The sequence below is a fragment of the Spirosoma aerophilum genome, assembly GCF_054782495.1.
Genome location: NZ_BAAGSJ010000013.1, coordinates 1,571,197 through 1,597,068 on the forward strand (window position 1 = coordinate 1,571,197; position 25,872 = coordinate 1,597,068).

Genomic DNA, 25,872 nt, shown 5'->3' on the forward strand with positions numbered 1-25,872 from the left:
TAATGTCGCGCCGATTTTTCCGACCGTCTTTACCGATTCAAATGAAACACAGCTGTTACAAATCAGGACCAATAGAGATAAGGCTATGTGCTTTCTATTCATCATATCGTTGGATCAAAGTCAAGAGTTTGGCAAGCGTATTTTAATTGATCAGTCAAGAATTATTAAACCGTAAACCCTTTCCTGAAACTGGGGTAATAATAAAGATTTTTCTGCGATAAAAGAATGGAGAAATCAACCAAAACCGCTCGCTAAATAGTACCTGTTAGCAAGACTAATCTGAGCGTTCTACCACCACAAAAAACAGAACGGGGCCGTTAATACATAACGGCCCCGTTCTCTTAATCTACTTATAAAGTGTGTCTACAAGATCAACCCACTTCGGCGTAACATTGCTTTAGGTGACGGCTCACGACCCCGGAATTTCTTGTAGAGCTCCATGGGCTTTTCGCTACCGCCTTTTTCCAGTACATGCTTGCGGAAACTTTCGGCAGCAGCCTTGTTCTCCAAACCGCCTTTCTCCTTAAAGAATTCGAACGCATCGGCGTCCAGAACTTCGCTCCACTTATAACTGTAGTATCCAGCAGAATAGCCACCGGCAAAAATGTGCGAGAAAGCAGGACTCACGGCAATACCTTCCACGTGTGGGAATAAATTCGCTACGGAGTCAACCCGATTTTCGACCTGCGAAATGGTTTCACCCGTCGGCTTTTGTCCATGGTAATACATATCCAATAAACCGAAACGCAGTTGACGCATATTGGCCATGCCAGCCATGAAATTCTGGCTAGCCCGAATCTTTTCAATCAGCTCATTGGGAATTACCTCGCCGGTCTGGTAATGTTTAGCGAAGAGTTTGAGCGCTTCAGGATCGTAGCACCAGTTTTCCATTACCTGCGAGGGCAATTCAACAAAATCACGCGGAACGCTTGTGCCACTCAGGCTTTCGTATTGCCCATTTGCCAGCATCCCGTGCAGGCCATGACCAAACTCATGAAACAAGGTTGTTACCTCTGCGAAGGTAAGCAGTGACGGTTTGCTGTCTGTAGGCCGGGTAAAGTTGCAAACGTTGATGATGTGTGGTCGTATATTTTCGCCGTTCTCTACCTTCTGGCCCTGAATGTCGTTCATCCAGGCACCACTACGCTTGCCGGGCCGGGGAAAATAATCGCCGTAGAAAACAGCCAAAAACTTACCGTCTTTATCAAACATATCAAATGTCTTGACTTCAGAATTATACACCGGAATATCGGTGCGTGGCTTAAACGTGATTCCATATAGTTTATTAGCGACCATAAAGACCCCATCCAGCACATTCTCCAGCTTAAAGTAAGGCTTTAGCGTTTCGTCGTCCAGATCGTATTTCTCTTTCTTGAGCTTTTCAGAGTAATAACTGTTGTCCCAGGCCTGCAGCTTATCATCCTTAAAACCATGTGCTTTGGCATAGGTTGTTAGCTCAAGCAACTGACGTTCAGCTGCCGGACGGGCATAGGTCACCAGTTCATCGAGGAAGCTTTGGACCTTGTTCTTCGAACCAGCCATGCTCTCTTCCAGCACAAAATCAGCGTGCGTCGTATAGCCTAACAGGTTAGCCCGCTCATAACGCAGGTTTACCACTTTATTAATAATGGCCGAGTTATCGTTTTTATCACCGTGAAAGCCCCGGCCATTGAACGCCAGAAAAAGCTTTTTTCGCAACTCGCGGCTATCAGCGTATTGCATAAAGGGTACATAGCTGGGTGCCTGAAGGGTAAATACCCATCCTTCTTTCCCCTTTTGTTTAGCCGTAGCCTTAGCCGCTTCACGAACAAAATCGGGTAAGCCAGCCAGCTCTTTTTCATCCGTCACGACCATCATATACTCGTTCGTTTCGTTGAGTACATTTTCACCAAACTGAAGCGAGAGCTGCGATAGTTCTTTGTCGATAGCGCGCAGGCGTTCTTTCCCCTTTTCATCCAGATTAGCCCCATTCCGGGCAAATCGCTTGTACGACTTTTCGAGCAACATTGCGCTTTCCGGATCCAGCTTCAGGCTCGACCGCTGCTCATACACGGTTTTGATTCGGGAAAACAATTTAGCATTCAGCGTAATATCATTGTTATACTCGCTCAGCAGTGGCGACGCTTCTTTTACTATTTTCTGCAGTTCGGGGGTTGTTTCAGCACTATTCAGGTTAAACAGAACGGAGGTCACCTTTCCAAGCAGATCGCCCGAACGCTCCAGCGAGATAATCGTATTTTCGAAAGTTGGTTTAGCCGGATTATTAACAATGACATCAATGTCTTTACGTGCCTGTGCCAGTCCTTCTTTGAGCGCTGGCATGTAATCGGCGTTCTTGATTTTGTCGAATGGCGCCGTTTTGTGCGGTGTCGTGTACGACGATAAAAATGGATTTTGAGTCATTTTGGGTTGTTGGGGCGAAGGCTGGGCTATAGCTACCGTAGCTGACACAGCCAGTAACAAGCTATTTTTTTTAATCAGTTGATGGATTAACATACCAATTTATCAAATGAGTTTCCGGGAAAAATACGAAACAAAGGTGAATCTGGCAATCCTTTAGTGTACAACTGGTTACAAAATAGGTTGAGTGGATTTTACAAAAAAACAGCCAACCAAAATGGTCGGCCGTTTACTCCTCTCCCTTCTTTAATTAATAGCCATACGGTCTGTTTCCTGACCCACGATTGTTGTTATATCCGCGGTTTCCATACCCTCGTCCCTGATTGGCATAGCGCTCATAAGGACGCATATGTTCGATAACCCGGTCGCGCTGCTCAGGCCCCAATACTGCCATCATATCGATGAACTGACGCTGCCTGGCCTGGCGGAAGAAATCACGCTGGCGGGGGTCGCGGGGATTGATACTTTGGGTTTGCTGGGTGAACCGTTCCCGAATACGGCGAATTTCACGCTCCTGCCGACGAGTCAGATTCAGTTCGCGGTCCCACCAATCGAGGTGGCGATCGAATTGGTAATCGTCGTAGTCGTAATCATAATTCGACTGGCCATAACCCGGCGAATTTCCCCGCTGGTTATAGTTCGGTTGCTGGTTATAACCCGGCTGCGAAGGGTAGTTGGTGTTGGGTGATGGGTAGCCATAGCGTTGTGCCATAGCACCGGTTGAGAGAAGAACTAACAGGGTTGCGGCTGTGAGCAGTACTTTTTTCATGGTCGTGTAATGATTCAGGTTGTATTTGTCCTTTTGAACACCTCACCCACGAATGGTTTAATTTAATCTGGAAATAAATCTAAAAGTGAATTATATTGACGGATTATATTATCTGAAAGGATAAAGTAATCATCTGATTTGTACCTTGGTACCTATTAGTTTCCTAATTCACCTCAACTTACTCTTTCTACTTTAAGTGGTTATTTACAACGCCAAAGACTGGATGGGTGCGCTTCGTCACTTCCATACCAGCTACACCATTCAAGTCCTTCTTCGTCGGGTTGCCTTTGTTGGCGGCTACGGCACACTCGTCACCCTGGTCGATCAGAACCGGATCAACGTCGATCTCCCCATCGACGGCACGTTCTTTTCGTTACTGGGCATTCTGCTCAGCTTACTGCTCGTGTTTAGAACCAACACCGCCTATGATCGTTTCTGGGAAGGGCGACGACAATGGGGGCTGCTGGTCAACAACAGTCGAAATTTTGCCGTGTTGATGGACGCCATTCTCCCCGACGACGATCACAAAAACCGGCTCTACTTTGCCCGGATGCTGTCGAACTTTGCTTTGGCGCTCAAAGGCCATTTACGGAGCGGAGTCGTCTTTACCGAACTGGAAGACGCTGGCAATAACGAGCCTGAAGCTCTGGCGCAGTACAAGCATGTTCCCAGCCGTGTTTCAGCCTTATTGATGCGCCAGTTGCAGGTTCTTAAGCAAGATCGGGTGGTTAGTGAGGGTGATTTAATATCCATTCGAACGGTTCACCAGTCCTTTCTCGATATTGCCGGTTCCTGCGAACGGATCCGGAACACGCCGATCCCCTTCTCGTACAGTTTTTTTATCAAACTGTTCATTACCATGTACCTAACGATTATGCCGCTGGTCCTGGTCGAAACGTACGCGTACTTCACCATTCTGGCAACTACGTTTGCAGCCTATGCGCTACTGGGCGTGGAAATGATTGGCGATGAAATTGAAGAACCGTTTGGGCTGGATTGCAATGATCTTCCCCTGAATCAGATTAGCCAGAATATCCGCCGAAATGTGTATGAAATACTGACCGGCGAGCTGCCCGCTGTTCAGCAAACGCAACCTGAGGGCCAGTATCAAAAAGTTAATTAGTGATTTGTAAAGTGGTGGATTTTGTTGAATAACGTGAATAATAAGTTGGGTTAATCAAAATTTAGTTCAGACATCTTTTTGGTTCACGTCGTGTAGAAAAGTTTTAACCACCGAGGCCCCGCAACGGCGGACCGCAAAGCGCACAGAGGTTAATGGGGAAGAAAGTGCCCTAATAAACCTCTGTGCGCTTTGCGGTCCGCCGTTGCGGGGCCTCGGTGGTTAAAACTTTTCTATTGCGCGAGTATTACGAACTTAAGTCGAGCTAATTTTACCATTGAGGCATCCAATATTCACGTTGAGTAGTTACAACCTGTTCGACCCGTTAACTTACTCCTCCACTAATACTCATACTCTTTCAATGGAGATTGATCTTCCTGTTTTAGAATCCGCTCATATTTGCTCCGGTCAAATTCGCCTTCGTTGTTGGCGATGAAGATCGTAGCAACGGTATTGCCGATGATGTTGGTGATGGATCTGGCTTCGGACATGAATCGATCTACGCCCAGGAGCAATGCCAATCCCTCGACCGGTATCACTTTGATGGCGGTTAATGTACTGGCCAACACGATGAACCCACTGCCTGTTACGCCCGCTGCCCCTTTTGACGTAACCATCAGGATACCAATAATCGTTAGCTCCTGCCCCAGCGTAAGATCGACGCCAAAAACCTGAGCCAGAAAGATCGTGGCCATCACCAGATAAATGGTGGTACCATCCAGGTTAAACGAATATCCGGCCGGAATGACCAGCCCAACCACAGACCGCGAACAGCCCATCGTTTCCAGCTTGTCCATGATTTGCGGTAATGCCGATTCGGACGAAGAGGTACCGAGTACAATCAGCAATTCCTCTTTGATGAATTTAAGTACCGCCCAAAGGCTGACTTTGTAATAGCGAAGAATTAAGTTGAGGATTACGAAGATGAATAGAATCATGGTGGCATAAACCGTTCCCATCAATTTAGCCAGCGGCAGCAACGTACTGAGCCCGTACTTGCCAATGGTGAACGCCATCCCGCCAAAAGCGCCGATGGGAGCCAGCACCATAACGACTGCCAGGATGTTGAAGAACACTTTTGATATTCGTTCAAACGTTAAAATGAGCGGTTTGCCCATGTCGCCCATACGGGTCAGACCTACGCCAAAAAGAACGGAGAAAACCAGCACCTGTAAAATCTCCCCTTCGGCAAATGCCTTGATGGCGTTGCTCGGTACAATGTGAATGAAAAACTCCGTCCAGTCCATCCCGGCGCCCTGCTCGGTGTATTTGCTGATGTCTCCCCCTTTCACGGCCGCCGTTTGTACACCATCTCCCGGCCGAACCAGATTGGCCAGCACAAGGCCAATTGCCAGTGCCCCGGTAGTGACAACTTCAAAATAAAGGAGTGCTTTACCACCCACCCGGCCAACCTTCTTAAGGTCGCCCATATTACTAATCCCAAGCACGATGGTCAGGAAAATAATAGGCGCAATCACCATCTTGATCAGGTTGATAAAGATGTCGCCCAGGGGTTTGAGTTTGGCGGCTGTTTCAGGGAAGAAATACCCCGTCAGTATACCCAGCGTAATGGCAATCAGTACGCGAACGGTGAGGTTATTAAGAAGTTTCATTGGGGGAAAGATACGCTAAAAAAGCAGAATGTATGATGGCAAATAGCCCTAAAAGCAATAGAATTAACCATCCTTCGTCATACATTCCACTCTTTTCCCCTATACAGCATGGGTTTTCACCACCTGCTGTTTGATTTCATGAATCCGTTCGTTGAAGTTCATACTCAGAAAATCGACGTTCGGCACGAGGATTGTGTCCAGCAATTCTTTAACGGATGCATCGTGCGGAATGCGCTTACCCGTAGCCACACTGATGTATTTTGACGTTACCCAAAGTACGTTCTTCAGGTGCGTTTTACCGTCGTCCGTCATAATGTATTCGGTCACGGTCGTATCGTCATTTACGTAAATCAACCTCGACAGAATTCGTACCCATTCACTTACCCTGGCGGGGCGGACGTAGGCAATCTGGTGCTGATAAACGACCCAACTGGTTTTAAGCTCCTGAAACAACTGCCCGGGATTGAAATCGTATAACTTAGCCACCTGATCTTCGCGGGCGTTGAAATAATAGTCGAAGTACTTGGCATTATTGAGGTGTTGCAGAGGGTCGCAATCCTGAAAGCGAATGATCATTCGCGATTCGGTTTCGGTTGGGTAACTGCGTTGTGGGTCACGTTTAAACATAGACCAGGATTTTTCTGATTTAAATAATTTTCTTGATTCTAAACGATCAGCCGGAGACTATCGTCCCGCATGCTTTGATTCATTATACATTCAAACTGAATGAATCATTCATTCTGAGCAATCGGGTCTTCTATTGAATAAACAGAACCAGGTAAATGGCCATGCTGATTTGTTCAGGAGACAAATCATGAAAATCATTTCAATCCCAGGATTCCCGGTTCTGACAATTTTGTTGAATATTTACGTTAGTACAACAAATTTGAGGTTTTATTTAAACGCTTAAGCAACTATGAAATCACTCCATCATTTACTCCCGCTATTCTCTGTCCTTTTTGTGCTCACTGCTTTTGCCCCGGCGGATGATTCGGATGCGGTAGTCGGGACCTGGCTGAATGGCACCAAAAAAGGGCATGTTCAGATTTACAAACAAGGCGGCACCTACTTTGGCAAACTGGTCTGGCTCGGCCAGCCGACCGATCCGGCTACGGGCAAGCCCCGAACAGACGAAAAAAATGCGGATATATCGAAACGGTCGCGTCCGCTTATGAACATGCCCCTGATGTATAACTTTCGGTTCGATGGAGGAAACGTCTGGAGCGACGGTAAAATTTACAACCCCGAAGACGGCAAAGAGTATAATTGCAAGATGACCCTAAAAGACCCCAACACGCTTGAGGTACGCGGTTATGTGGGCATCTCCCTGTTTGGTAAAACTCAGACCTGGACCCGGATAAAATAAAATGCACACCCTAATCATTGGCGCGGGACCGGCAGGACTGGCGATGGCTGGTCAATTGGCGCATCGGCAGTTGACCTTTACGGTACTGGAAGCCAGTGAACACATTGGGGTAGCCTGGCGTAACCACTATGACCGGTTGCACCTGCACACTGTAAAGGAACACTCGGCTCTCCCCCATTTACCGTTCCCAGCCGATTATCCAACGTATGTGCCCCGGCTTCAGGTAGTGGACTACCTCGAACGCTATGCCGAGCACTTCGGGATAAAGCCGCGCTTCAACCAAAAAGTCGTTCGGGTTCAACGGAACGAAGTAACTAAACTATGGGAAGTCACAACGGAGACCGATCGTTTTACGGCTGAACGGGTTGTTGTGGCAACCGGCTATAACCGGGTTCCGAACCAGCCCGAACTACCCGGTCAACGCAACTTTCGTGGAATAATCTGGCACAGTTATGAATACCGGAATGGGGCAGCCTTTCGCGATGAAAATGTACTGGTGGTCGGTATGGGCAATACGGGTGCTGAACTGGCGCTGGATTTACTGGAATACAAGGCAAAACCCTTCATCTCCGTTCGGGGGCCAGTTAATATTGTCAGGCGGGACACTTTTGGCCGACCCACGCAGCCTACAGCCATTTTTCTGAGCAAATTTCCGAACTGGTTTTTCGACTTTATGTCCCGTCTCTCGCAGCGTTTGAGTGTAGGTGATGTGTCTGCTTACGGGTTAGGGAAACCCAAACACGCTTCTTCCTACGATACCCGCCGGGGCAAAATTCCAGTCATTGACGTAGGCACTCTGGACCAGATCAAGGCAGGCAATATCACAGTTCTTCCCGGTGTCGATCGCATCAATGCCAAAACTGTCACCTTTACCGACGGCAGGGAATTACCCTTCGAAGCGATCATTCTTGCCACGGGCTATCGGCCGGGGCTGTCCGCTGTGATTGGCGAGCGCCTGTCAGCAAAAGTTCTGAATGAGCGCGGGTACCCTAAACGCTTATGGTTCGATGAGCCAGATGTACAGGGGCTGTATTTTCTGGGCTTCACCATCCCCATTACGGGCGTCCTGTATCACCTGAATCTTGACTCTGAAAAAGTTGCCAACCACATCGCCCAAAACAATTTCGTCCCTGCATAGTTCTATTTGTGTAATCACGATGATTACTTAAATCATTCAACGTTAAACACTACGGTCATGAACGAGACAACCATCAAAGGAGGCTGGAACGAATTGAAAGGTAAAATCAAACAAGCCTATGGCGATTTAACCGACGACGATCTAACCTACGCGGAAGGCCAGGAAGACGAAATGTGGGGTAAAATCCAGCAGAAAACCGGCAAAACCAAAGACGAAATCAATAAGGCCGTTGCCGATTTATAATACACATAGTTGTATACGTGCGAAAGCCGGTACCTGTCAGGTATCGGCTTCTTTTTTAAAGCTTACCCCAAATCTATGGATGAGTCTCGCCAAAAGACATCAACAAGGCTGTATCCTGGCTCGTGCTATAGCCCTTTAAGCCCTATCCATTCCAAACACCGCTAACTTCCCCGAAAGTCATAGTTATTAACAATCCGATCGCTTGTCAGGTTTATTGTAACTGTAAGTACACTGTCGTTTACGAATGGTGTAACAGTCCGTCTTTGACAGCCTGGGTTATTTCAACTTCATTCGGCAGTGTATGAATTGATACTTGTAATCGTCCGGGTAAGCCATCGATAAGAAGTCCGGGTACCAGAAAACCACATCGACCTGTATGGGTATGGCCTGTATTTTTATACAAGGTCGTACCCATTTGTTTACTATAAAAGCATATCCATATGGGAGCTTACAATCTATTATTAGTCATTGTGGCGGTCGCTATTCTAGCCGTTGCCTGGCTACCGTCTTTATTGAAGGAGTACCCGTTATCCTACCCGATACTGTTTGTTATCGCCGGGTGGCTGTTATATCAGTTACCCCTGTCCCTACCCAATCCCTCCCCGCTGCTTCACCCCCAGCTCACAACGCACCTCACCGAACTGTGTGTTATTATTGCGCTTACGGGTACAGGCTTAAAAATAGACCGTCGTTTTAGCTTTAGAGGCTGGCAATTGCCCATTCGGCTCGTTTGGCTAACGATGGTCGTTACGATTGCCGTTTTTTCGGTTATAGCCTGGGGATGGGCTGGCTGGCCACTGGCTTCGGCTATGTTGCTGGCGGCAGGTCTGGCCCCTACAGATCCCGTTCTGGCAGGTGATGTGCAGGTTGGCGACCCCAACGAGGGGAAAGAAGATTCGGTTCGGTTTGCACTGACAGCTGAAGCCGGCCTGAACGATGGCATGGCCTTTCCCTTTGTTTATCTGGCGATCATGCTGGCCCAAACAGCCTCGTCCGGTACACCCGACTTCACCCATTGGGCGCTTTATGATCTGGGCTATCGGGTAGGTGTTGGCGTCCTTTGTGGATGGCTGTCAGGCCAGTTGCTGTCGTACCTTATTTTTGGCCTACCCCAGCGCATCAGCATCAAGACCACGGCCTATGGCTTCGTCGCGCTGGCGGTTACCCTGATCAGTTACGGACTGACCGAGCTGGTTCATGGCTATGGATTTTTAGCGGTATTCGTAGCGTCCATTACCATTCGCAGCCGCGAGCGTACGCACGAATACCATACCTACATGCATGCCTTTTCGGATCAGATGGAACGATTATTAATCGCTCTATTACTGCTTTTATTTGGCGGGACATTAGCCAACGGGTTACTGGCCTCGTTAACCTGGCAGGATGCAGTACTGGGCTTACTGCTGGTACTGGTTATTCGACCGTTGGTGGGCTGGTTAACGTTGGGCGGTACGGGGGCCAAAGGACTCAAACGCTGGATAATTGCCGGTTTTGGCATTCGGGGTATTGGCTCGCTTTTTTACATAGCTTTCGCGCTGCAAAAAGCATCCTTTGCCGACCCGGCCCGCATCTGGTCACTGACAGGGTGGACCATTCTGCTCTCCGTTTTCCTCCACGGCATTCTCTCTACCCCGGTCATGAATCGACTCGATCGAAAAACGAGGGGAGTTGGACAGGGGGAAGTGGTGGAGTAAGTGGAATGGTAAAGTGGGGTTTAATTCCTCTAACCCACTACTCCACTTACACCACTCACTTCACCTACTCCACTAATCATACTTGCGGTTCCCAGCCTTTCTCGTACTGGCGACTCCAGAATTTCATGGCTTCCGCATCTTTGATGTGCCCATTTTTTGGGTCGACGGAGAATGATTTGTTGGTCCGGTAAGAGATGTTGGCCAGATGGCAAAGTAGGGTACTCTTGGCACCGTCGTCGATGGTTGAGTTCTGTTTGGCTTTACCCCGGATGGCTTCGAAGAAGTTCATCATGTGCAGGGTGGTCATGTCGCCACCACCGCCCAGTGCCGTACCCGACTCTGATCCTTTCGACTTGCTTTCTTTTATGGGTTTACCATCCCGGCTGAAGAGCGTGTAGCCATCCCGATCGACATATACGCTACCGTTGGTTCCGTAGATAACCGTCCCGCGGTCAGAGCCGAAGGTTTCATAGCCGTTGCGGCTATTGCCATCCCATTTGATGATCTTGTCGCCGGGGAAACGGAAGGTGGCGTCCATGGTATCATAAACCGCCCAGCCATCTCCTGCAAAATAGCGCTTGGCAGCTTCTACCGTTACAAACTCCGGATATTCAACCTGCAAGGCCCAGCGGGCCATATCCAGTTCGTGCGTAGCATTATTACCCGCTTCGGCAGTTCCGTATTGCCAGCCGTACCAGTGCCAGTTATAATCCCAGGTGTCGTGGGTATAGGCCGTGCGGGGCGCGGGACCCTGAAACAACTCCCAATCCAGGCCGTCGGGTACCGGGGCTTTTTTCGGCATGGGGACCTCCCCCCGCGAATTGGCATAAAACGCCACCGCTTTGAAGGCTTTCCCGATCACACCATTATGAATCTGGGTAACAATATCGATCGATTCCGGTGCCGACCGCTGCTGGTTACCCATCTGAATCACCTTGCCGTATTTCTTCTGAATTTCCATCAGAATTTCGCCTTCGCGGGGATTGTGGCTACAGGGCTTTTCTACATAAACATGCTTGCCTCCCTGAACCGCCAGCCAGGTTCCCGGCGCGTGCCAGTGGTCGGGAGTGGCATTGATCAGCACATCGACGTTTTTATCGGCAATGACTTTCCGAATGTCGTTTTCCAGCTTGGGCGTATACGTGATGTGCTTCGAAAACTTCTGAACGGCCGCTTCCCGTTGCTTTTTCATCACGTCGCACAGGTACACCAACTCGACGTTACTTTCCTTTCGGGAAATGGGGTCATAGTATGCACTTAACCGCCGACCCAATCCGGCTATGGCAACGTTTAATCGTTCGTTAGCCCCGATTATCTTGTTGTAGCTTTTGGCCGACATCCCATTGGCCAATCCTCCAAAGGTGACACCAGCGGTACCTAAAGCCGCTTTTTTGATAAACTCTCTCCGTGAATTTTCCATTGTAACAGATTACTTAAAAATTAATGGTCAGACTGAACAAGCCCATGATCCTCCTGACTGAAAAAAATACTGGTAAACGGCTTACACCTTCCGCTTTCCCGGTTTTGACGCATCGCATACACCTTTAAAATAACCCACTGACTCGGCGATACCGGCCAGTGGGTCTTTCATGTCTTTCTCGTATTCGAGACTACAGCAGCCATCGTATTTAATTTTACGAAGCATGCTCACAAACGCCGGTATGTTGATCACACCCCGACCCAATTCACAGGTTTTCCCTTCTTTTGATGCAGCCGTGACGTTTTTCAGGTGAATGTCGAATATACGTTTAGCATACTTTTCCAGATCGGCAATGGGATCATCGCCAAAGCGCTTATCATGACCCATATCGAAACAAAGCCCGATGCGCGGGTCAAGGTCCTTCACGGCTGTATATACCGACGTGGCACTTGGGAACAGCGGAATGTCCGGGCCGTGGTTATGAATGGCGTAGCGAATATTGTACTCCTTTACTTTTTTGTCGATGTAGGGTAAATCTTCCGGATTAGGAATACCAATCATGAGGTTCACCCCTACCCGTTTGGCATATTCGAAACCATTGTCGATCTCCTGCTTCGTCTTCATATAGATCGGCCCCACGGCATAGCCTGTCACGCCCGACTGCTTCAGCTTCTCATGAAAGGCACTTATCTCTTCTGCGGTGCTGGCGTAAGGCAGATGAAAATCCTTGATACATAGATAATGTACGTCGGTTTTCTTCATCATCTCCAGTGCCGGGTCAAGTTTAAAGTTGACGAACGTGAAGCCTGCCATGCCCAGCTTAAATAAGTCTTCACTGCCGGCATCCCGGGTTTCGGGGGCATTAGCAAGCGATAAGGCCGGGCTTACACTGGCCAGTGCCAGACTTCCCCCTGTATGTTTAAGAAATGATCGTCGTGTCGTCATCCTGGCTTAGTATAGAAACAGTCTCGAGCCTAAAAAACGATTTACGCCCTTTTCTACTGACAGGCAGGAAAGCCAGCTTTTCAAATCTCCCCTCTCATTTATTGAAATAGAAAAGCAAAAAAAGGTCAATCTCGACCATGAACTAAATGGTTACCCGACATTAACACGTAAATAAATCAGCTTTGTTAGTGATTTTTTCCGTTTCGTGTAAACAACCGGGTATGTTATTTTGAAAGGTTATTCCTTTGGGCATCCATTCAAAAAAAACATGCATCGGTTTGTCTTCTTCAGTTTGTTCATTTATTCGCTAAACGCTTCTGGCCAAACGGTTCTGTCGTCTGTACAGGAAGCCCTGGCATTGGCCCGGCGTTCAAATCCAGACCTCATTAATGCCCGTCAGAATCGACTTGTACAAGCCCAGCAACAGTCGGCTAGCCGGGCAGCTCTTTTACCACAGGCCCGGCTCTTCACCAACTTCGATTACAACTACGCCCTGCCGGTTCAGTTGGTGCCTGCCGAATTTCTGGGCGGTAAACCGGGTGAATTCCGGACCCTGCAATTTGGCTTGCCGTATGTACTGGCGGGCGGGGCAGAAGTTACCCTACCCGTTATCAACCGACCGGCACGGGCCGATGTAGGTATTGCTACCCAAAACCTGCAAATCATCGACGACCAGAATCTGGTGTTACAGGACGACATCTCGACGCAGACAGCCCGTGTTTACCATGCAGCCCTGCTCACGCGTTCGGCAATTGCCATTACCCAGCGTAACCTTTCAGCGGCCGATACGCTCACGCAAATTGCCCGCGACCGGCTGGAAAAAGGACTGATCGAACCGCTGGAATACAACCGAATTCGCTCCGTTCAGCTGACAACGGCTGATGTGTTGTACCAAAATGAACTGGCATTTCTCCGCAACCGCAACCAGCTAAAACTGTTGGTTGGCCTCACGCTTTCCGATAGTCTGGTTCTGGCGGAAGAACTGTCTGCCCGTCCGGCCGCTGTGGTTGTTCCGACTCCGGTTGTACCGCAAGTCGAGCGGCCCCAAATCACGCTGCAACAGGCACGAATCGAGCTGGCCCGGCTACAGCTCGACCGCGAACGGCTGCAACGATGGCCTACGCTGTCTGCTTACGGCCGCTTTACCCAACAGGCGCAGCGGAGTCAGATCAATTTTCTGAGCACCAGCCAGCCCTGGTTCCAGATTGGGGTGGCGGGGTTACAATTGAACTGGCAATTTTATACCGGCGGCTTACGGACCAGCAACCTGACCCGCGCCCGGCTGCAACTCAAACTGGCCGAGTCGCAGCTTATGTACGAACGCAACCGCCAGCAGGTCGACACGGAAGATGTACGAAATACGTATAATCAGGCCGTTCGGTCGCTGGATCTGAATCGGCAGAATTACGAACTCAGCACTCAAAATGTGCAGATTGCTTTGATCAAATATCGGTCAGGTCTGTTTGCCTACGATCAGTATCTGAATGTGTTCAACGAAGCTTTAACGGCTCAAAACCGATTTCTGAATAATTTATCGAACGCCTTTATCAACCAGACAATCTTACAGATTCGAAACGGGCAGTAAGCCAAAAAACAACCCAATGAGCCGAGCCAACGCATCGGTTAAAAAGCATTAGGTTTCGCGAGACCATGAAAACTACCCTCTCCACATTTTTTCTCCTTACCCTCCTTGGCGGAGCCTGCAAGCGCGGTACCGAAGGAACAACGCCCACGTTTCGGGAATTGACAGAAGCGGTGTATGCTTCAGGCAACGTGTATCCCCGTAACGAGTACACCGTTACCGCCGATGCTACTGGTGTACTACAACAACGGCTCATTAACGAAGGCGACTCCATTCGCCAAAATCAGTTGCTGTTCGTGCTGGAAAGCGCATCTGAAGACGCCCGTCAGCAGGCTGCTGCCAACGCTTACCGACAGGCGCGGGCGAATCTGAGCCCCACCTCTCCCATTCTGGCCGAGCTGGAAGCCCAGGTCCGCAATGCGCGAACTCGGGTGGCCAACGACTCCATCAATTTCAGTCGTTTTAAGGAACTGTACGGCCAGAATGCCACATCACGGGCCGAACTTGAGCGAGCCGAGTTGAACTACACCATTTCCCGCAACAACCTCCGCGCTCAGATCAATACCCTGCAACGCAACCGGAACCAGATCCAACTCGACGTGGAGAATAACCGCAGTCAGCTGGTGTCGACCGAAGTAGCAGGGCGTAATACCCGTATCCGAAGCTTTGTGACGGGTAAAGTATATGAAGTGTATAAAGATCCCGGCGAGGTCGTTCGGGTGGGCGATCAACTGGCGCTGGTGGGCAGCGGCAGCCAGCTATTTGCGCAACTGGCCGTGGACGAAAGTGATTTCTGGCGGATTCATAGCGGACAGGAAGTTTTTCTGAAAGCAGACGTTTATCCGGACAAAGTATTCAAAGCCCGTGTCAGCAAGATTTACCCCAAGCTCAATCGCACCGACCAATCGTTTCGGGTCGATGCCGAGTTTATAGGAGAACGCCCGGCCTCCTATTATGGCCTGACAGTTGAAGCCAACATCATTATCAGCCAGAACAAAAACGTTCTGACAATTCCGAAGACCTACGTTATTGGTGGCGACAGCGTTTGGGTGGAGCAGGATGGCAAAAAGCAAAAAGTGAAGTTCCGGAAAGGCGCCGAGAATTTCGACCTGGTGGAAGTAAAAAGCGGATTGACTCAGGCATCAAAACTTATCTTAAATGAGTGAAAGAGTGAAAGAGCGCATCACAAAGCGGCAACTCTTTCACTCTTTAGCTCTTTCACTCTTTCGCTATATGGATATACGAATCGCTTCTCAAATCGCCCAGACGCACTTGCTGGCAAAAAAACGTCAGACGCTCGTTGCCATGCTGGGCGTTACGTTCGGCATTGCGATGTTTATAACCATGATCTCGTTTATGCAGGGTGTCAACCAGTTCCTGGAAGATTCGGCACTGGATGCCAGCCCGCATATTCGTATGTATAATGAGGTGAACACCCAGCGACCGGGCCTTATCGAGCAACTTAATCCGGGTAAGTTTACTGTTGTTTACCACCAGAAGCCCAAGGATGAGCAAGCCCGCATCAAAAACGGCATGACCATCGCCGAACGCATCGAACGGACACCGGGGGTGTTGGGCGTTTCGCCCCAGGTAGCCACTCAGGCGTTTTACAACAACGGCCCCATTCAGATTTCGGGTACAATTTCAGGCGTGGATATTGATCGCGAAAACCGGTTGTATAAACTAACGACCCGGCTTAAATCCGGTAGCCTGAACACCTTAAAAACTAACCCCGACGGCCTGATCATGGGAACCGTTCTGGCCGAAAAACTCAACGTACGGGTGGGCGACAAAGTGACGGTTACAACGCCAAAAGGGGGGATTCGCGTACTTCGGGTGGTCGGTACCTTTGGATTTGGCATTGGCACCGTTGACAATACTAAAAGTTACGGCAACATCTCAACCGTTCAGGAGATGCTGCAACGGGACCCGAGCTACATTACCGATATCCATATTAAAATGTTCGATCCGTTGCAGGCCATACCTTTTGGCAAACAGTTACGGGCCATCTACGGGTATTATACCGAAGACTGGGCCAAGGCCAACACGGCTATTCTGGCGGGGGAAAAGATTCGTAATATGCTGACCTATGTCGTGTCTATCACGCTGCTGGTGGTGGCAGGTTTCGGTATTTACAACATCATGAACATGACCGTCATCAACAAGATCAAGGACATAGCCATTCTGAAAGCCACAGGTTTCGAAGGACGCGATATCATCGCCATTTTCCTGTTGCAGGCTATTTTCATTGGTTTCACCGGAGGCCTTTTAGGCCTGGCGATCGGCTTTGGGCTGAGTTATTTACTGTCCATCACCCCATTCGATGCCGGTGGTTTTCTAACGATAAAAACGTTTCCGGTCATTTTCGAGCCTAAATATTACATCATGGGACTGCTTTTCGGTGTAGTCACCACCGTTCTGGCCGGGTATTTCCCCTCCCGGAAAGCCTCGAAGGTCGATCCGGTTTCCATATTAAGAGGATAGTTTTAAGATGTATGACATTTGTTTCATTTCTTAACCTATCATACATCATACATTACACATCATACATACTTTATGAGCACCGTTCTTTCCGCCCAAAATCTTAACAAATACTTTTACGATCCGGAGAAATTTCAGGTGTTGACGGACGTTTCCTTCGACGTTCAGAAAGGGGAATTTCTGTCGATTGTCGGGAAATCGGGTTGTGGTAAATCAACATTACTCTACTTACTCTCGACCATGGACACCGAGTATGAGGGTCAAATTGAGATGGCGGGCACTAAACTGACGGGCCGGGGTCAGGATTTTCTGGCCCATTTTCGCAATGAGCATCTGGGCTTTGTGTTCCAGTTCCACTTTTTGCTACCCGAATTCTCTGCCCTCCAAAATGTGATGCTGCCCGGCCTGAAACTGGGCAAATACCCTGAAAAGGAGATCGAAGAACGGGCGATGGAAAAACTTCGCCTGATCGGTATGGACACCTACGCCCGCAAACCAGCCAGTAAGCTATCGGGAGGGCAGCAGCAACGGGTGGCCATAGCCCGTGCGCTGATCAACGACCCCACCATCATCATGGGCGACGAACCTACCGGCAATCTGGACAGAGCCAATACGGAGAATGTATTCGACATTTTTCATGATCTTGCCAGTAAAGGACAAACCATTATTGCCGTTACGCACGACCCGGATTTTGCGGCCGGAACCAACCGGACTATCGAAATGTCGGACGGACAAATTATTGGCAACCATGAAAATAAAGTTCAATAAATACGTCGAGCTACTACTGCTCTGGATCGCTCTGGGTGGCCTGGTAGCCCGCCAGTGGATGGTTCCAGACCTGACCTGGCAAGTGCAGGCCATCCTCTTTGCGATGTCGTTCATCATGCTGAACCTGGTCTGGGTATTCCATTATCAGTTCAATGAATGGCTGAACCAGCGCATGCCATTTGAGAAAAATGTCCGCTGGCGTATCGTTGTGCAGCTTTTAGGCGGCTGGACCATTGTGAAGACCATTGCCGTAGCCTCAGGATATTTCATTGCGCTTCGATTTTTCCCGCCCGCGTTAACCTTGCTGAATAAATTTGGCTTTATCATTGTCGGGATGATGATTTTTCTGGTGAACACCATCATTTGTCTGGGGTTCATTGCCAGTCATTTACTCCGGCGCTGGCAGGAAGACGCACTCCGTACAGCCCAACTGGAGAAAGAAAAAGTACAGGTGCAGCTCGACAGTCTCAAAAATCAGGTAAGTCCTCACTTTCTGTTCAACAGCCTTTCTTCGCTCGATAGCCTGATTGACGACAACCCGGTGCTGGCCCGTCAGTTTTTGCAGCAGTTATCCAAAGTGTTCCGGTACGTACTTCAGCATAAAGAAAAGGCGCTGGTACCGCTGGAAACCGAACTGGCCTTCATCAAAAATTATATCTCCCTCCTGCACACCCGCTTCGATGGGATGTTTATCATCCAGTATGAGATTGATGAGGCCGCCCTGGAAAAACTGATTGTGCCCGTTACGCTCCAGATACTTATTGAAAATGCCATTAAGCATAATATCATCAGTGAAGCCCGGCCGCTAACCGTAACCATCAGCACGAAGGACGGGTATTTGTCTGTAACCAACCCGGTTCAGCGGAAACGGCAGGTCGAAACCTCGAATCGTCAGGGACTCGAAAACCTGAAATTGCTGTACAGCTATTTAAGCCCACAACGGGTTGACATTAACGATTCCGACACCTGTTTTGACGTTCGGTTGCCGCTGATAGACGTTGACAGGCAGCTTGTATGACCGATTTATCAAACAAACTACCAAGGTAAGCCCATCAAAAACCTGTGGCCCTACATGACTATACTGCTAATTGAAGACGAGCCATTGATTGCCCGGCAACTCCACAAACTGGTCAGTCGGCTGGAGCCGGAAGCCGTTATTGATGGACCACTGGCCAGTGTGCAACATATCTGCGCATATTTCGCAACGGGCCAGAACACCCCCGACCTGATCATTGCTGACATTCAGTTATCAGATGGCGTCAGCTTCGAGGCTTTTCAGCAGGTGGGCTTACAGGTACCGGTCATTTTTACAACGGCTTTTGACGAATACGCCATTCGGGCGTTTAAATTAAACAGCATCGATTACCTGCTCAAACCCATCGACCCAGAAGAACTGAAGCAGGCGCTCGCCAAATATCATCGCTGGACAGCGCATGGCCTTTCTGGCTTCAACGATACGTTTCGGCATTTCATGGCCCACATGTCTTCTCCGACTACAGCATCGCCCTACAAACGAAGATTTTCAGGGCATCATCTTCGCCAGATCGTTACGGTTTCTCAGGAAGATGTTGCTTATTTCTGTCGTAATGAGCTGATCTATCTCTTCACGAATGCGGGCAAAAAACTAATTACGGATTACAAAACACTCGATGAACTGGAGGAGTTGATTGACCCCAGTCATTTCTTCCGCGCCAATCGGCAATGCATCGTTCATCTCGATGCTGTTTCCGGCTACCGCCCACAGGAAAATGGCAAGTTACAGGTTCAGTTAAAGGCTCCCAATGAAGGATTTGAGCTGCTGGTCAGTAAAGAGAAAGCCACGGCTTTTCGGCATTGGACCGAAGATTAACACCCCCAAAATACCGTTTATCCTAAATTTTGTTAAACCGCTGTAAAAGCCATTGATTCTCCGGATATCCGTTCGTAACTATACGATTAGTTTACTTTCACAACTAACTGGATATCCATGAAAAACAACCTTACCACAAGAAGTTTGTGGGCCGCTGCCTTGCTCTTGAGTAGCCTGACATTTTCGTCGGCGCAGGACAAATCAGCAGCGCTGCCCGAAGGAGTCACGAAGGGCGCTTCTGTAGAAGGCATTACGGAATACAACCTCAAAAATGGGCTGAAAGTCCTGCTCTTTCCAGACCCGTCCAAACCCACCATCACCGTTAACATCACGTATTTAGTTGGCTCCCGGCACGAAGGCCTTGGCGAAACCGGTATGGCTCACCTGCTGGAGCACATGGTCTTCAAAGGATCAACAAAGCACACGAATATTCCTCAGGAGCTGACTTCACATGGTGCCCGGCCAAACGGAACCACCTGGCTCGACCGGACCAACTATTTCGAGACGTTTTCAGCCACCGACGAGAACCTGAAGTGGGCACTCGACCTGGAATCGGACCGGATGGTGAACTCGTTCATTAAAAAAGAAGATCTCGCCACGGAATTCTCTGTTGTTCGCAACGAGTTTGAAATGGGTGAAAACTCGCCCCAAAATGTACTGAATGAACGGGTTGTGTCTTCGGCTTACCTGTGGCACAACTATGGTAACTCAACCATTGGCAACCGTACCGATATTGAGAAAGTACCGATCGGAAACCTCCAGGCTTTCTATAAAAAATTCTACCAGCCCGACAATGCGGTTCTGGTTGTAGCCGGTAAAATCGACGAGGCCAAAACGCTGGCGATGATCAACCAGTATTTCGGCGTCATACCCCGTCCAACGCGGGTATTACAACCCACCTACAGCCAGGAACCTACCCAGGATGGCGAACGGATGGTTACGCTCCGACGTGTGGGCGATACGAAAGTGGTGTCGGCTCTATATCACATCATGCCCGGCTCACACCCCGATTACCCGACAATGGATGTGGTAACCGAACTGCTGACCAACGAGCCATCGGGCCGCTTGTACAAAGCACTGGTAGAAACCAAAAAAGCGTCCCAGCAGTATGGGTACTCATTCACAACGAAGGACCCTGGTTATGTGTATTTCGCGGCCGAAATGCTGAAAGAAAAATCCATCGACGACGCCAAAGCTGCGCTTCTGTCGACCCTGGATTCCGTTGCCATTAAAACGCCATCGAAAGAAGAGATCGACCGGGCCAAAGCAAAGCTGCTGAAAGATGTTGAGTTAAGCTTCAAGAGCGCCGAACGCGTTGGCTTAGCCATGAGCGAATACATTGCCACGGGCGACTGGCGGCTTGGTTTCCTCTATCGGGATGCACTCGAAAAAGTAACCCCAGCCGATGTAAAGCGTGTAGCCAGTTACTATTTCAAGCCTTCAAACCGAACCGTTGGTGTGTTTATTCCCGAACCCAATCCGGATCGCGTAGAGGTTCCGCAGGCTCCAGACATTATGTCGATGGTGAAGGATTACAAAGGACGCGCACTGGTGGCCCAGGGCGAAGCCTTTGACCCCTCCCCTGCCAACATTGACGGACGGACCCGCCGGTCCGAGCAGCCAAACGCGATCGAGCTGGCGCTGTTACCCAAGACAACACGGGGTAACGAAGTAAACGCCCGCCTGACCCTCCGCTATGGTGATCAGAAGAGCCTGATGAATAAAAGCGCCATCTCCGTCTTTACAGCGTCGATGCTCGACCGTGGAACCACTACCCGCAGCCGGCAGCAGATTAAAGATGAACTGGATAAATTAAAAGCTCAGGTGGGTGTGTTCGGTGGCGGTAATCAGGTGAATGTTACCATTAAAACAACCAAAGAAAACCTGCCGGCCGTTATTCGGCTTGTGAGCGACATGCTGAAACATCCAGCTTTCGACGCGAATGAGTTCGATAAGCTGAAGCAGGAGCAACTGGCCCAGATTGAAGCCCAACGGTCTGAACCACAGTCTCTGGCGTTCACGGCATTCCAGCGGCAGATGAACCCCTACCCGAAAGAAGATATCCGTTATACTTCGACACCAGACGAAGATGTTGCCGATGTTAACGCCCTGAAACTGGACGACCTCAAGCAATTCCATAAAGATTTTTACGGCGCTCAAAATGCCACGCTGGCCGTTGTTGGCGACTTTGAGGAAACGCCTGTTCGGAAAGTTGTTACCGATGAGTTAGGCACCTGGAAAGCCAAAAAGCCGTTTAGCCGGTTGGTAACGCCTTACAATGACATCAAGGCAACCGCGCAAAGTATTGAAGCACCCGACAAAGCCAATGCCTTTATGGTAGCGGCCGTTAACCTGCCCCTGCGTGACGATGACCCCGATTATCCGGCGTTGGTACTTGGTAACTATATGCTCGGAGGTGGCTTCCTGAACTCCCGCTTAGCGGTACGGATTCGCCAGAAAGAAGGGATCAGCTATGGCGTCGGTTCCCAGTTGTCAGCCAACCCACTCGATAAATCCGGGATGTTTATGACCTATGCGATTTACAATCCTGAAAATGCCGAGCGTCTGGAAAAAGCCTTCCGGGAAGAAATGGAAAAAGTAGTGAAAGAGGGTTTCACGGCTGATGAAATCAATGCGGCCCGTTCCGGTTATCTGCAATCGCGGATGGTAGGTCGGGCGCAGGACCCATCCTTAGCGGGTATGCTCAATAACTACCTGTACCTGAACCGGACGATGAATTGGGATGCCGATTTCGAAAAGAAACTTGAAAGCCTGACACCTGAGCAGGTCAATGCCGCCATGAAGAAGCATATCGACCCTTCGAAGATCTCCATCATCAAAGCGGGCGACTTTGCTAAAGCCGCTAAGAAAGTAGCTGATCAACAACCGGCCTCGTCGGTGAGTGGCGGTAAGAAAAACTAGTCTGACCGGGATTATATTTAGATTAAAACGATTTCTCAGGGTTGTGGCCGCTTGACTCTTCAAGCACTTATTCTTGCGGGTTCAAGAACCTGCAGGCGATGAGGCAACAATCCTGCAAATCCGTTAAATCCGGATAAAATCCCGGTTCTTTTTTGGTTTTATCAACTATATTTATCGTTATTTACCTAAAAAACACGTTTGATCATGAAAGCCGGTCTATTGTTCGTTCTTTTTGGGTTTCTGACGCTATCATGTTGGGCGCAGGATCGGATCGTTTTACTGCGCGACACCACACGTTTACACCTTTCGATTACTGAACTGGATAAAAAATACCCGCCCGCCTTTCCTCAAAAAGCTGGCGAGAAAGGGGTTTTTGAGCGGCAGGGTAAGATGTTTATGGATTCGCTGCATGCGGGTCAACAGCAATTTTTCGCCTTTATCGAACGTAATAAAAAGCGATTACCCAAGCCGGGTATTTTAATACAAACCCAGGAGTTCATCCGGCCCGACGGTAGCTATGACCGGGTATTTTGTGATTTCTCCGGCCCGGATTTAAGCGATCAGCAGGAATTTCAGCTTCTTCAACTCGTAGCTGAATGGTACGGCCAACATCCGTTTCCCATTAAAACCCCGGCCGGTTTTCGGTGGGGCGGCATGACGATGCTGGGAAACGTGCCCCAGAAACGAACCGTTCGCAAAGGGACGGGTATTATTAGTACGCTGGCAGCAGCTGAACAGACAACCCGACCGGATACAGTAACCATGCTGGCCTTTAATCAGTTGGAGTTGTCAGGCATCCCCGAAGTAATTTACCGATTCCCTAAACTGGCTGAACTGGATTTATCGCGTAACAACCTGCATGAGTTACCCGCCCGCCTGACCGCCGATATTCCAACCCTAAAACGACTGAGCGTCCTGTACAATTCGATTCCGAACGACAGTGTTTTCATCACCCGCAACAGGCATTTGGTTTCCTTGAATCTGCAAGGCAACCGACTCACCCGTATTCCTAAATCCGTTCGGCAAAACCGCCGACTGGAGAGTTTATGGATGGGAAATAATAAGTTGACCGGTGTTGATACCAAAACGCTCAGTCGGATGCGTCGTTTGACCGACCTTAACCTCTACAGCGCGGGCCTGACGGAGCTACCCGTGAGTATTGGACGACTGAAACGGGTTAAGGTGCTGGATTTATATTACAATAAATTCACCAAGTTACCCGATCAAATTGGCCGCATGAAGCGTTTGGAACAACTGGCTATTGCGCACAATGATCTGCATGAGTTACCGGCTTCACTATCCCGTTTGCGCCGGTTACAGGTGCTTTATGCCCACCACAACCGCATCAGCCAGATTCCTGCCGACTATAAAAAGCTGCAAAAGCTCCGCGTCCTCGACCTCGGGTTCAACTGGTTCAACGTTGTTCCGTCAACCGTAGGCTCTATGTCGGCTTTGGAGGAGGTGGACTTCAACAATAACAACCTCCGCCAATTTCCGACGCCACTGGTTCAGCTTCAGAATCTAAAAAAAGTGTATCTGGGCAGTAACCCGCTTTTTGGCAATGAAGCCATGTCAAGCCCATATGCGAATCAGATCAAATTAATGGAAGCGAATAACACGCAGGTTATGTATTAAAATTATGCCATGAATTTCTATAATGGATTTTAGAAAAAATAAAAAAAGATCCACTAACGGATAGAAACTGAGTGAGTTGCTGTTACGTGAACAGTATCAGTTTTTGTTCGCATGCAAGCGGTTACCTCTCCTGCTCCAACCAACCCGAAACGTCTCACTCTCTGGGCTAACCTGATTTCTGTTTACATTTTGTGGGGGTCTACCTACATGTTCATTCACTTCATGACTGAACGAATGCCCCCTCTGTACATGATTTCGGCCCGTTATCTGGTATCAGGCACGATTCTTTATGCATATGCGCGCCTTACGGGTACTCCTCGCCCAACGTTAGATGAAGTTAAATCCTCGGGCATTATTGGTGTCCTGCTGTTAAGCATCGCTAACGGCTGCCTGTCGATGGGTATTCAATATATTCCGAGCAGCATGGCCGCTTTATTAGGAGGTCTACTCCCTGTTTTTTTGCTCTCGCTCAACTGGATTTCGTTCGGCCGGAAACGGCCCAGTAACATGGCCCTTGCCGGTCTGGCTATTGGCCTGATCGGTATTTTCTTACTGGTCAAGCCCGACAAGATGGAAAGTACGACCGGGATCGATGCGAAATTGATTGGGTTTAGTCTGGTGGCTCTGGGCAACTTTTCGTGGGCCATTGGTACGCTCTTAACCCCTCGGCTTTCACTGCCATCGGCCACAATTTCGAGCGGTATTCAAATGATTTTGGGCGGTCTGATTTTATTGCCAGTCAGTCTGGCCTTGGAGCCAGTGTCGTTATTGAGTATTTTTCACGCCCCCCCGAAAGCCATTTACTCCATGATCTACCTCGTCATTTTTGGTAGTATCATCGGCTTTTCGTCTTACTCGTGGCTAGCCCGCAATGCCACACCCCAGCTTTTATCGACCTATGCCTTTGTGAATCCGGTGGTGGCTATGCTATTGGGAACCACATTCGCCGGAGAGATTTTCTCCAGCCAGTCCTTCCTCGGCGCTGCCATCGCCCTGGTCGGCGTCGTGTTGATTACTTTAGGGAGAAAATGATATTGATGCGTGAATAAGTTGGATACCCATTTTATTCACGCATTCACTCACTCACTCACTCACTCACTTGACATTAAACCGGTGGCGGGCTAATACTAGTCCAACCGCCATCGACAACCAAGCTTTGGCCGGTGATGTGCCGCGTTGCGGGTGACACCAGAAACAAAGCGGCATTGGTAATATCATCGACCGTGGCTGGGCGACCCATTGGAGTGATGCGGGACCAGATGGGGATGTATGTCGGATCATCCAGTGTCCGTTCGGTGAGGGTAGCGCCGGGGGCGATGGCGTTAACGGTGATGCCCAATGGCGAAAAATCAATGACCAGTTGTTTGGCCAGCATCTCCAGACCCGCTTTCGTCATGCTGTAAACCGGCAGGCCCGGATGCGCCTGGTGCCCTACTACCGACGACATAAATAACAAACTTCCCCCCTTCCCCTGCTGCCGCATTTGTTTGGCGGCTATCTGCGCCAGGAAAAAGGTACCTCGTAAATTAAGATCGACTATTTTTTGAAAAGCCTCGGGTGTAGTCGTAAAAATGTCGCCAAAGATGGTGATGCCCGCATTGGCAATGGCTATGTCCAACGACCCGAACGAACGAACCGCCGTATCGACCATGTGCTGAATAAACGTCACATCAGATGCGTCGCCGGGACAGGCCATACAGGTCCCTGCCTTCTCCGAGTGCCGCTCATTCTGAATGGTTTCGGCCCCCTGTTGAGCCAGGGTTTCATCATAATCATTGAGTACCACATTAGCACCCTGTTTAACCAGTCCACGAGCAATGGCAAAGCCAATTCCCTGTCCGGCACCCGTAATAAGTACCGTTTGGCCACTGAAATCAATCATAAAAAGGGTAAATTTTTAACCAGAGTCATCGAACCGATTGTATTT

The 25,872-nt window shown here is 49.3% G+C and carries 21 protein-coding genes; 14 read left to right on the plus strand and 7 right to left on the minus strand.

All coding sequences use genetic code 11. The annotated features are described in order from the left end of the window. Positions 1–363: 363 nt before the first annotated feature. Positions 364–2,403 (minus strand): M3 family metallopeptidase, encoded by a 2,040-nt coding sequence (locus ACYVK4_RS17880; RefSeq protein WP_461128886.1) that lies wholly within the window; start codon positions 2,401–2,403, stop codon positions 364–366. Between the two features lie 247 nt (positions 2,404–2,650). Next, complete coding sequence (locus tag ACYVK4_RS17885) at positions 2,651–3,169, minus strand: hypothetical protein (RefSeq protein WP_461128887.1); 519 nt, start codon at positions 3,167–3,169, stop codon at positions 2,651–2,653. A gap of 196 nt (positions 3,170–3,365) precedes the next feature. On the opposite strand from ACYVK4_RS17885, the gene ACYVK4_RS17890 reads away from it, so the two are divergent. Further along, complete coding sequence (locus ACYVK4_RS17890) at positions 3,366–4,292, plus strand: bestrophin family protein (protein WP_461128888.1); 927 nt, start codon at positions 3,366–3,368, stop codon at positions 4,290–4,292. 338 nt (positions 4,293–4,630) lie between these two features. Here ACYVK4_RS17890 and ACYVK4_RS17895 read toward each other — a convergent pair whose 3' ends face one another. Beyond that, positions 4,631–5,902, minus strand: a complete 1,272-nt coding sequence (locus tag ACYVK4_RS17895; RefSeq protein WP_461128889.1) for a dicarboxylate/amino acid:cation symporter — start codon at positions 5,900–5,902, stop codon at positions 4,631–4,633. 99 nt (positions 5,903–6,001) lie between these two features. Next, the gene (locus ACYVK4_RS17900; RefSeq protein ID WP_461128890.1) at positions 6,002–6,529 is read right to left on the minus strand and encodes an acyl-CoA thioesterase; all 528 of its coding nucleotides are present in this window, start codon (positions 6,527–6,529) and stop codon (positions 6,002–6,004) included. Between the two features lie 289 nt (positions 6,530–6,818). Here ACYVK4_RS17900 and ACYVK4_RS17905 point away from each other — a divergent pair, with 289 nt between their 5' ends. The 4 genes from ACYVK4_RS17905 (at position 6,819) to ACYVK4_RS17920 (ending at position 10,343) form a co-directional block, all read left to right on the plus strand. Continuing rightward, the gene (locus ACYVK4_RS17905) at positions 6,819–7,268 is read left to right on the plus strand and encodes a DUF2147 domain-containing protein (protein ID WP_461128891.1); all 450 of its coding nucleotides are present in this window, start codon (positions 6,819–6,821) and stop codon (positions 7,266–7,268) included. A 1-nt stretch (position 7,269) separates the two neighbouring features. Beyond that, positions 7,270–8,406, plus strand: a complete 1,137-nt coding sequence (locus tag ACYVK4_RS17910; protein ID WP_461128892.1) for a flavin-containing monooxygenase — start codon at positions 7,270–7,272, stop codon at positions 8,404–8,406. A 57-nt stretch (positions 8,407–8,463) separates the two neighbouring features. After that, complete coding sequence (locus ACYVK4_RS17915; protein WP_274746245.1) at positions 8,464–8,649, plus strand: CsbD family protein; 186 nt, start codon at positions 8,464–8,466, stop codon at positions 8,647–8,649. A gap of 440 nt (positions 8,650–9,089) precedes the next feature. After that, a complete protein-coding gene (locus tag ACYVK4_RS17920; protein WP_461128893.1) occupies positions 9,090–10,343 on the plus strand; it encodes a cation:proton antiporter in 1,254 nt (417 codons plus the stop codon). 76 nt (positions 10,344–10,419) lie between these two features. Here ACYVK4_RS17920 and ACYVK4_RS17925 read toward each other — a convergent pair whose 3' ends face one another. Continuing rightward, on the minus strand, positions 10,420–11,763 hold the full coding sequence (locus tag ACYVK4_RS17925; protein WP_461128894.1) for a Gfo/Idh/MocA family protein: 1,344 nt from the start codon (positions 11,761–11,763) through the stop codon (positions 10,420–10,422). An 81-nt stretch (positions 11,764–11,844) separates the two neighbouring features. Further along, on the minus strand, positions 11,845–12,708 hold the full coding sequence (locus ACYVK4_RS17930; protein WP_461128895.1) for a sugar phosphate isomerase/epimerase family protein: 864 nt from the start codon (positions 12,706–12,708) through the stop codon (positions 11,845–11,847). 268 nt (positions 12,709–12,976) lie between these two features. On the opposite strand from ACYVK4_RS17930, the gene ACYVK4_RS17935 reads away from it, so the two are divergent. The 9 genes from ACYVK4_RS17935 to ACYVK4_RS17975 all read left to right on the plus strand — a co-directional run bounded on the left by ACYVK4_RS17935 (position 12,977) and on the right by ACYVK4_RS17975 (position 24,977). Beyond that, positions 12,977–14,293, plus strand: coding sequence for a TolC family protein (locus ACYVK4_RS17935; RefSeq protein WP_461128896.1), 1,317 nt, complete (start codon positions 12,977–12,979; stop codon positions 14,291–14,293). Positions 14,294–14,358: 65 nt separating this feature from the next. Beyond that, entirely contained in the window at positions 14,359–15,456 is a 1,098-nt protein-coding gene (locus tag ACYVK4_RS17940; RefSeq protein WP_461128897.1) for an efflux RND transporter periplasmic adaptor subunit, read from the plus strand. A gap of 67 nt (positions 15,457–15,523) precedes the next feature. Continuing rightward, on the plus strand, positions 15,524–16,774 hold the full coding sequence (locus ACYVK4_RS17945; protein ID WP_461129614.1) for an ABC transporter permease: 1,251 nt from the start codon (positions 15,524–15,526) through the stop codon (positions 16,772–16,774). 72 nt (positions 16,775–16,846) lie between these two features. Next, positions 16,847–17,539, plus strand: a complete 693-nt coding sequence (locus ACYVK4_RS17950) for an ABC transporter ATP-binding protein (protein ID WP_461128898.1) — start codon at positions 16,847–16,849, stop codon at positions 17,537–17,539. Continuing rightward, the gene (locus ACYVK4_RS17955) at positions 17,520–18,557 is read left to right on the plus strand and encodes a sensor histidine kinase (RefSeq protein WP_461128899.1); all 1,038 of its coding nucleotides are present in this window, start codon (positions 17,520–17,522) and stop codon (positions 18,555–18,557) included. Before ACYVK4_RS17950 ends, ACYVK4_RS17955 begins: the two co-directional genes overlap by 20 nt. Before the next feature lie 54 nt (positions 18,558–18,611). Beyond that, positions 18,612–19,388 carry a LytR/AlgR family response regulator transcription factor gene (locus ACYVK4_RS17960; RefSeq protein ID WP_461128900.1) on the plus strand — a complete coding sequence of 259 codons (777 nt, stop codon included), beginning with the start codon at positions 18,612–18,614 and terminating at the stop codon, positions 19,386–19,388. A 117-nt stretch (positions 19,389–19,505) separates the two neighbouring features. Continuing rightward, on the plus strand, positions 19,506–22,310 hold the full coding sequence (locus ACYVK4_RS17965) for a M16 family metallopeptidase (RefSeq protein WP_461128901.1): 2,805 nt from the start codon (positions 19,506–19,508) through the stop codon (positions 22,308–22,310). A 204-nt stretch (positions 22,311–22,514) separates the two neighbouring features. Continuing rightward, positions 22,515–23,945 carry a leucine-rich repeat domain-containing protein gene (locus ACYVK4_RS17970; protein WP_461128902.1) on the plus strand — a complete coding sequence of 477 codons (1,431 nt, stop codon included), beginning with the start codon at positions 22,515–22,517 and terminating at the stop codon, positions 23,943–23,945. Positions 23,946–24,056: 111 nt separating this feature from the next. Further along, on the plus strand, positions 24,057–24,977 hold the full coding sequence (locus ACYVK4_RS17975; RefSeq protein WP_461128903.1) for an EamA family transporter: 921 nt from the start codon (positions 24,057–24,059) through the stop codon (positions 24,975–24,977). Between the two features lie 73 nt (positions 24,978–25,050). Here the strand turns inward: ACYVK4_RS17975 and ACYVK4_RS17980 are convergent, their stop codons facing one another. After that, a complete protein-coding gene (locus tag ACYVK4_RS17980; RefSeq protein WP_461128904.1) occupies positions 25,051–25,827 on the minus strand; it encodes an SDR family NAD(P)-dependent oxidoreductase in 777 nt (258 codons plus the stop codon). Positions 25,828–25,872 lie beyond the last annotated feature (45 nt).

Coding starts and splice junctions, on each gene's coding strand:
- ACYVK4_RS17880 (WP_461128886.1), bottom strand. CDS start 2,403: ATGACTCAAAATCCATTTTTATCGTCGTACACGACACCGCACAAAACG.
- ACYVK4_RS17885 (WP_461128887.1), bottom strand. CDS start 3,169: ATGAAAAAAGTACTGCTCACAGCCGCAACCCTGTTAGTTCTTCTCTCA.
- ACYVK4_RS17895 (WP_461128889.1), bottom strand. CDS start 5,902: ATGAAACTTCTTAATAACCTCACCGTTCGCGTACTGATTGCCATTACG.
- ACYVK4_RS17900 (WP_461128890.1), bottom strand. CDS start 6,529: ATGTTTAAACGTGACCCACAACGCAGTTACCCAACCGAAACCGAATCG.
- ACYVK4_RS17905 (WP_461128891.1), top strand. CDS start 6,819: ATGAAATCACTCCATCATTTACTCCCGCTATTCTCTGTCCTTTTTGTG.
- ACYVK4_RS17910 (WP_461128892.1), top strand. CDS start 7,270: ATGCACACCCTAATCATTGGCGCGGGACCGGCAGGACTGGCGATGGCT.
- ACYVK4_RS17915 (WP_274746245.1), top strand. CDS start 8,464: ATGAACGAGACAACCATCAAAGGAGGCTGGAACGAATTGAAAGGTAAA.
- ACYVK4_RS17920 (WP_461128893.1), top strand. CDS start 9,090: ATGGGAGCTTACAATCTATTATTAGTCATTGTGGCGGTCGCTATTCTA.
- ACYVK4_RS17925 (WP_461128894.1), bottom strand. CDS start 11,763: ATGGAAAATTCACGGAGAGAGTTTATCAAAAAAGCGGCTTTAGGTACC.
- ACYVK4_RS17930 (WP_461128895.1), bottom strand. CDS start 12,708: ATGACGACACGACGATCATTTCTTAAACATACAGGGGGAAGTCTGGCA.
- ACYVK4_RS17935 (WP_461128896.1), top strand. CDS start 12,977: ATGCATCGGTTTGTCTTCTTCAGTTTGTTCATTTATTCGCTAAACGCT.
- ACYVK4_RS17940 (WP_461128897.1), top strand. CDS start 14,359: ATGAAAACTACCCTCTCCACATTTTTTCTCCTTACCCTCCTTGGCGGA.
- ACYVK4_RS17945 (WP_461129614.1), top strand. CDS start 15,524: ATGGATATACGAATCGCTTCTCAAATCGCCCAGACGCACTTGCTGGCA.
- ACYVK4_RS17950 (WP_461128898.1), top strand. CDS start 16,847: ATGAGCACCGTTCTTTCCGCCCAAAATCTTAACAAATACTTTTACGAT.
- ACYVK4_RS17955 (WP_461128899.1), top strand. CDS start 17,520: ATGAAAATAAAGTTCAATAAATACGTCGAGCTACTACTGCTCTGGATC.
- ACYVK4_RS17960 (WP_461128900.1), top strand. CDS start 18,612: ATGACTATACTGCTAATTGAAGACGAGCCATTGATTGCCCGGCAACTC.
- ACYVK4_RS17965 (WP_461128901.1), top strand. CDS start 19,506: ATGAAAAACAACCTTACCACAAGAAGTTTGTGGGCCGCTGCCTTGCTC.
- ACYVK4_RS17970 (WP_461128902.1), top strand. CDS start 22,515: ATGAAAGCCGGTCTATTGTTCGTTCTTTTTGGGTTTCTGACGCTATCA.
- ACYVK4_RS17975 (WP_461128903.1), top strand. CDS start 24,057: ATGCAAGCGGTTACCTCTCCTGCTCCAACCAACCCGAAACGTCTCACT.
- ACYVK4_RS17980 (WP_461128904.1), bottom strand. CDS start 25,827: ATGATTGATTTCAGTGGCCAAACGGTACTTATTACGGGTGCCGGACAG.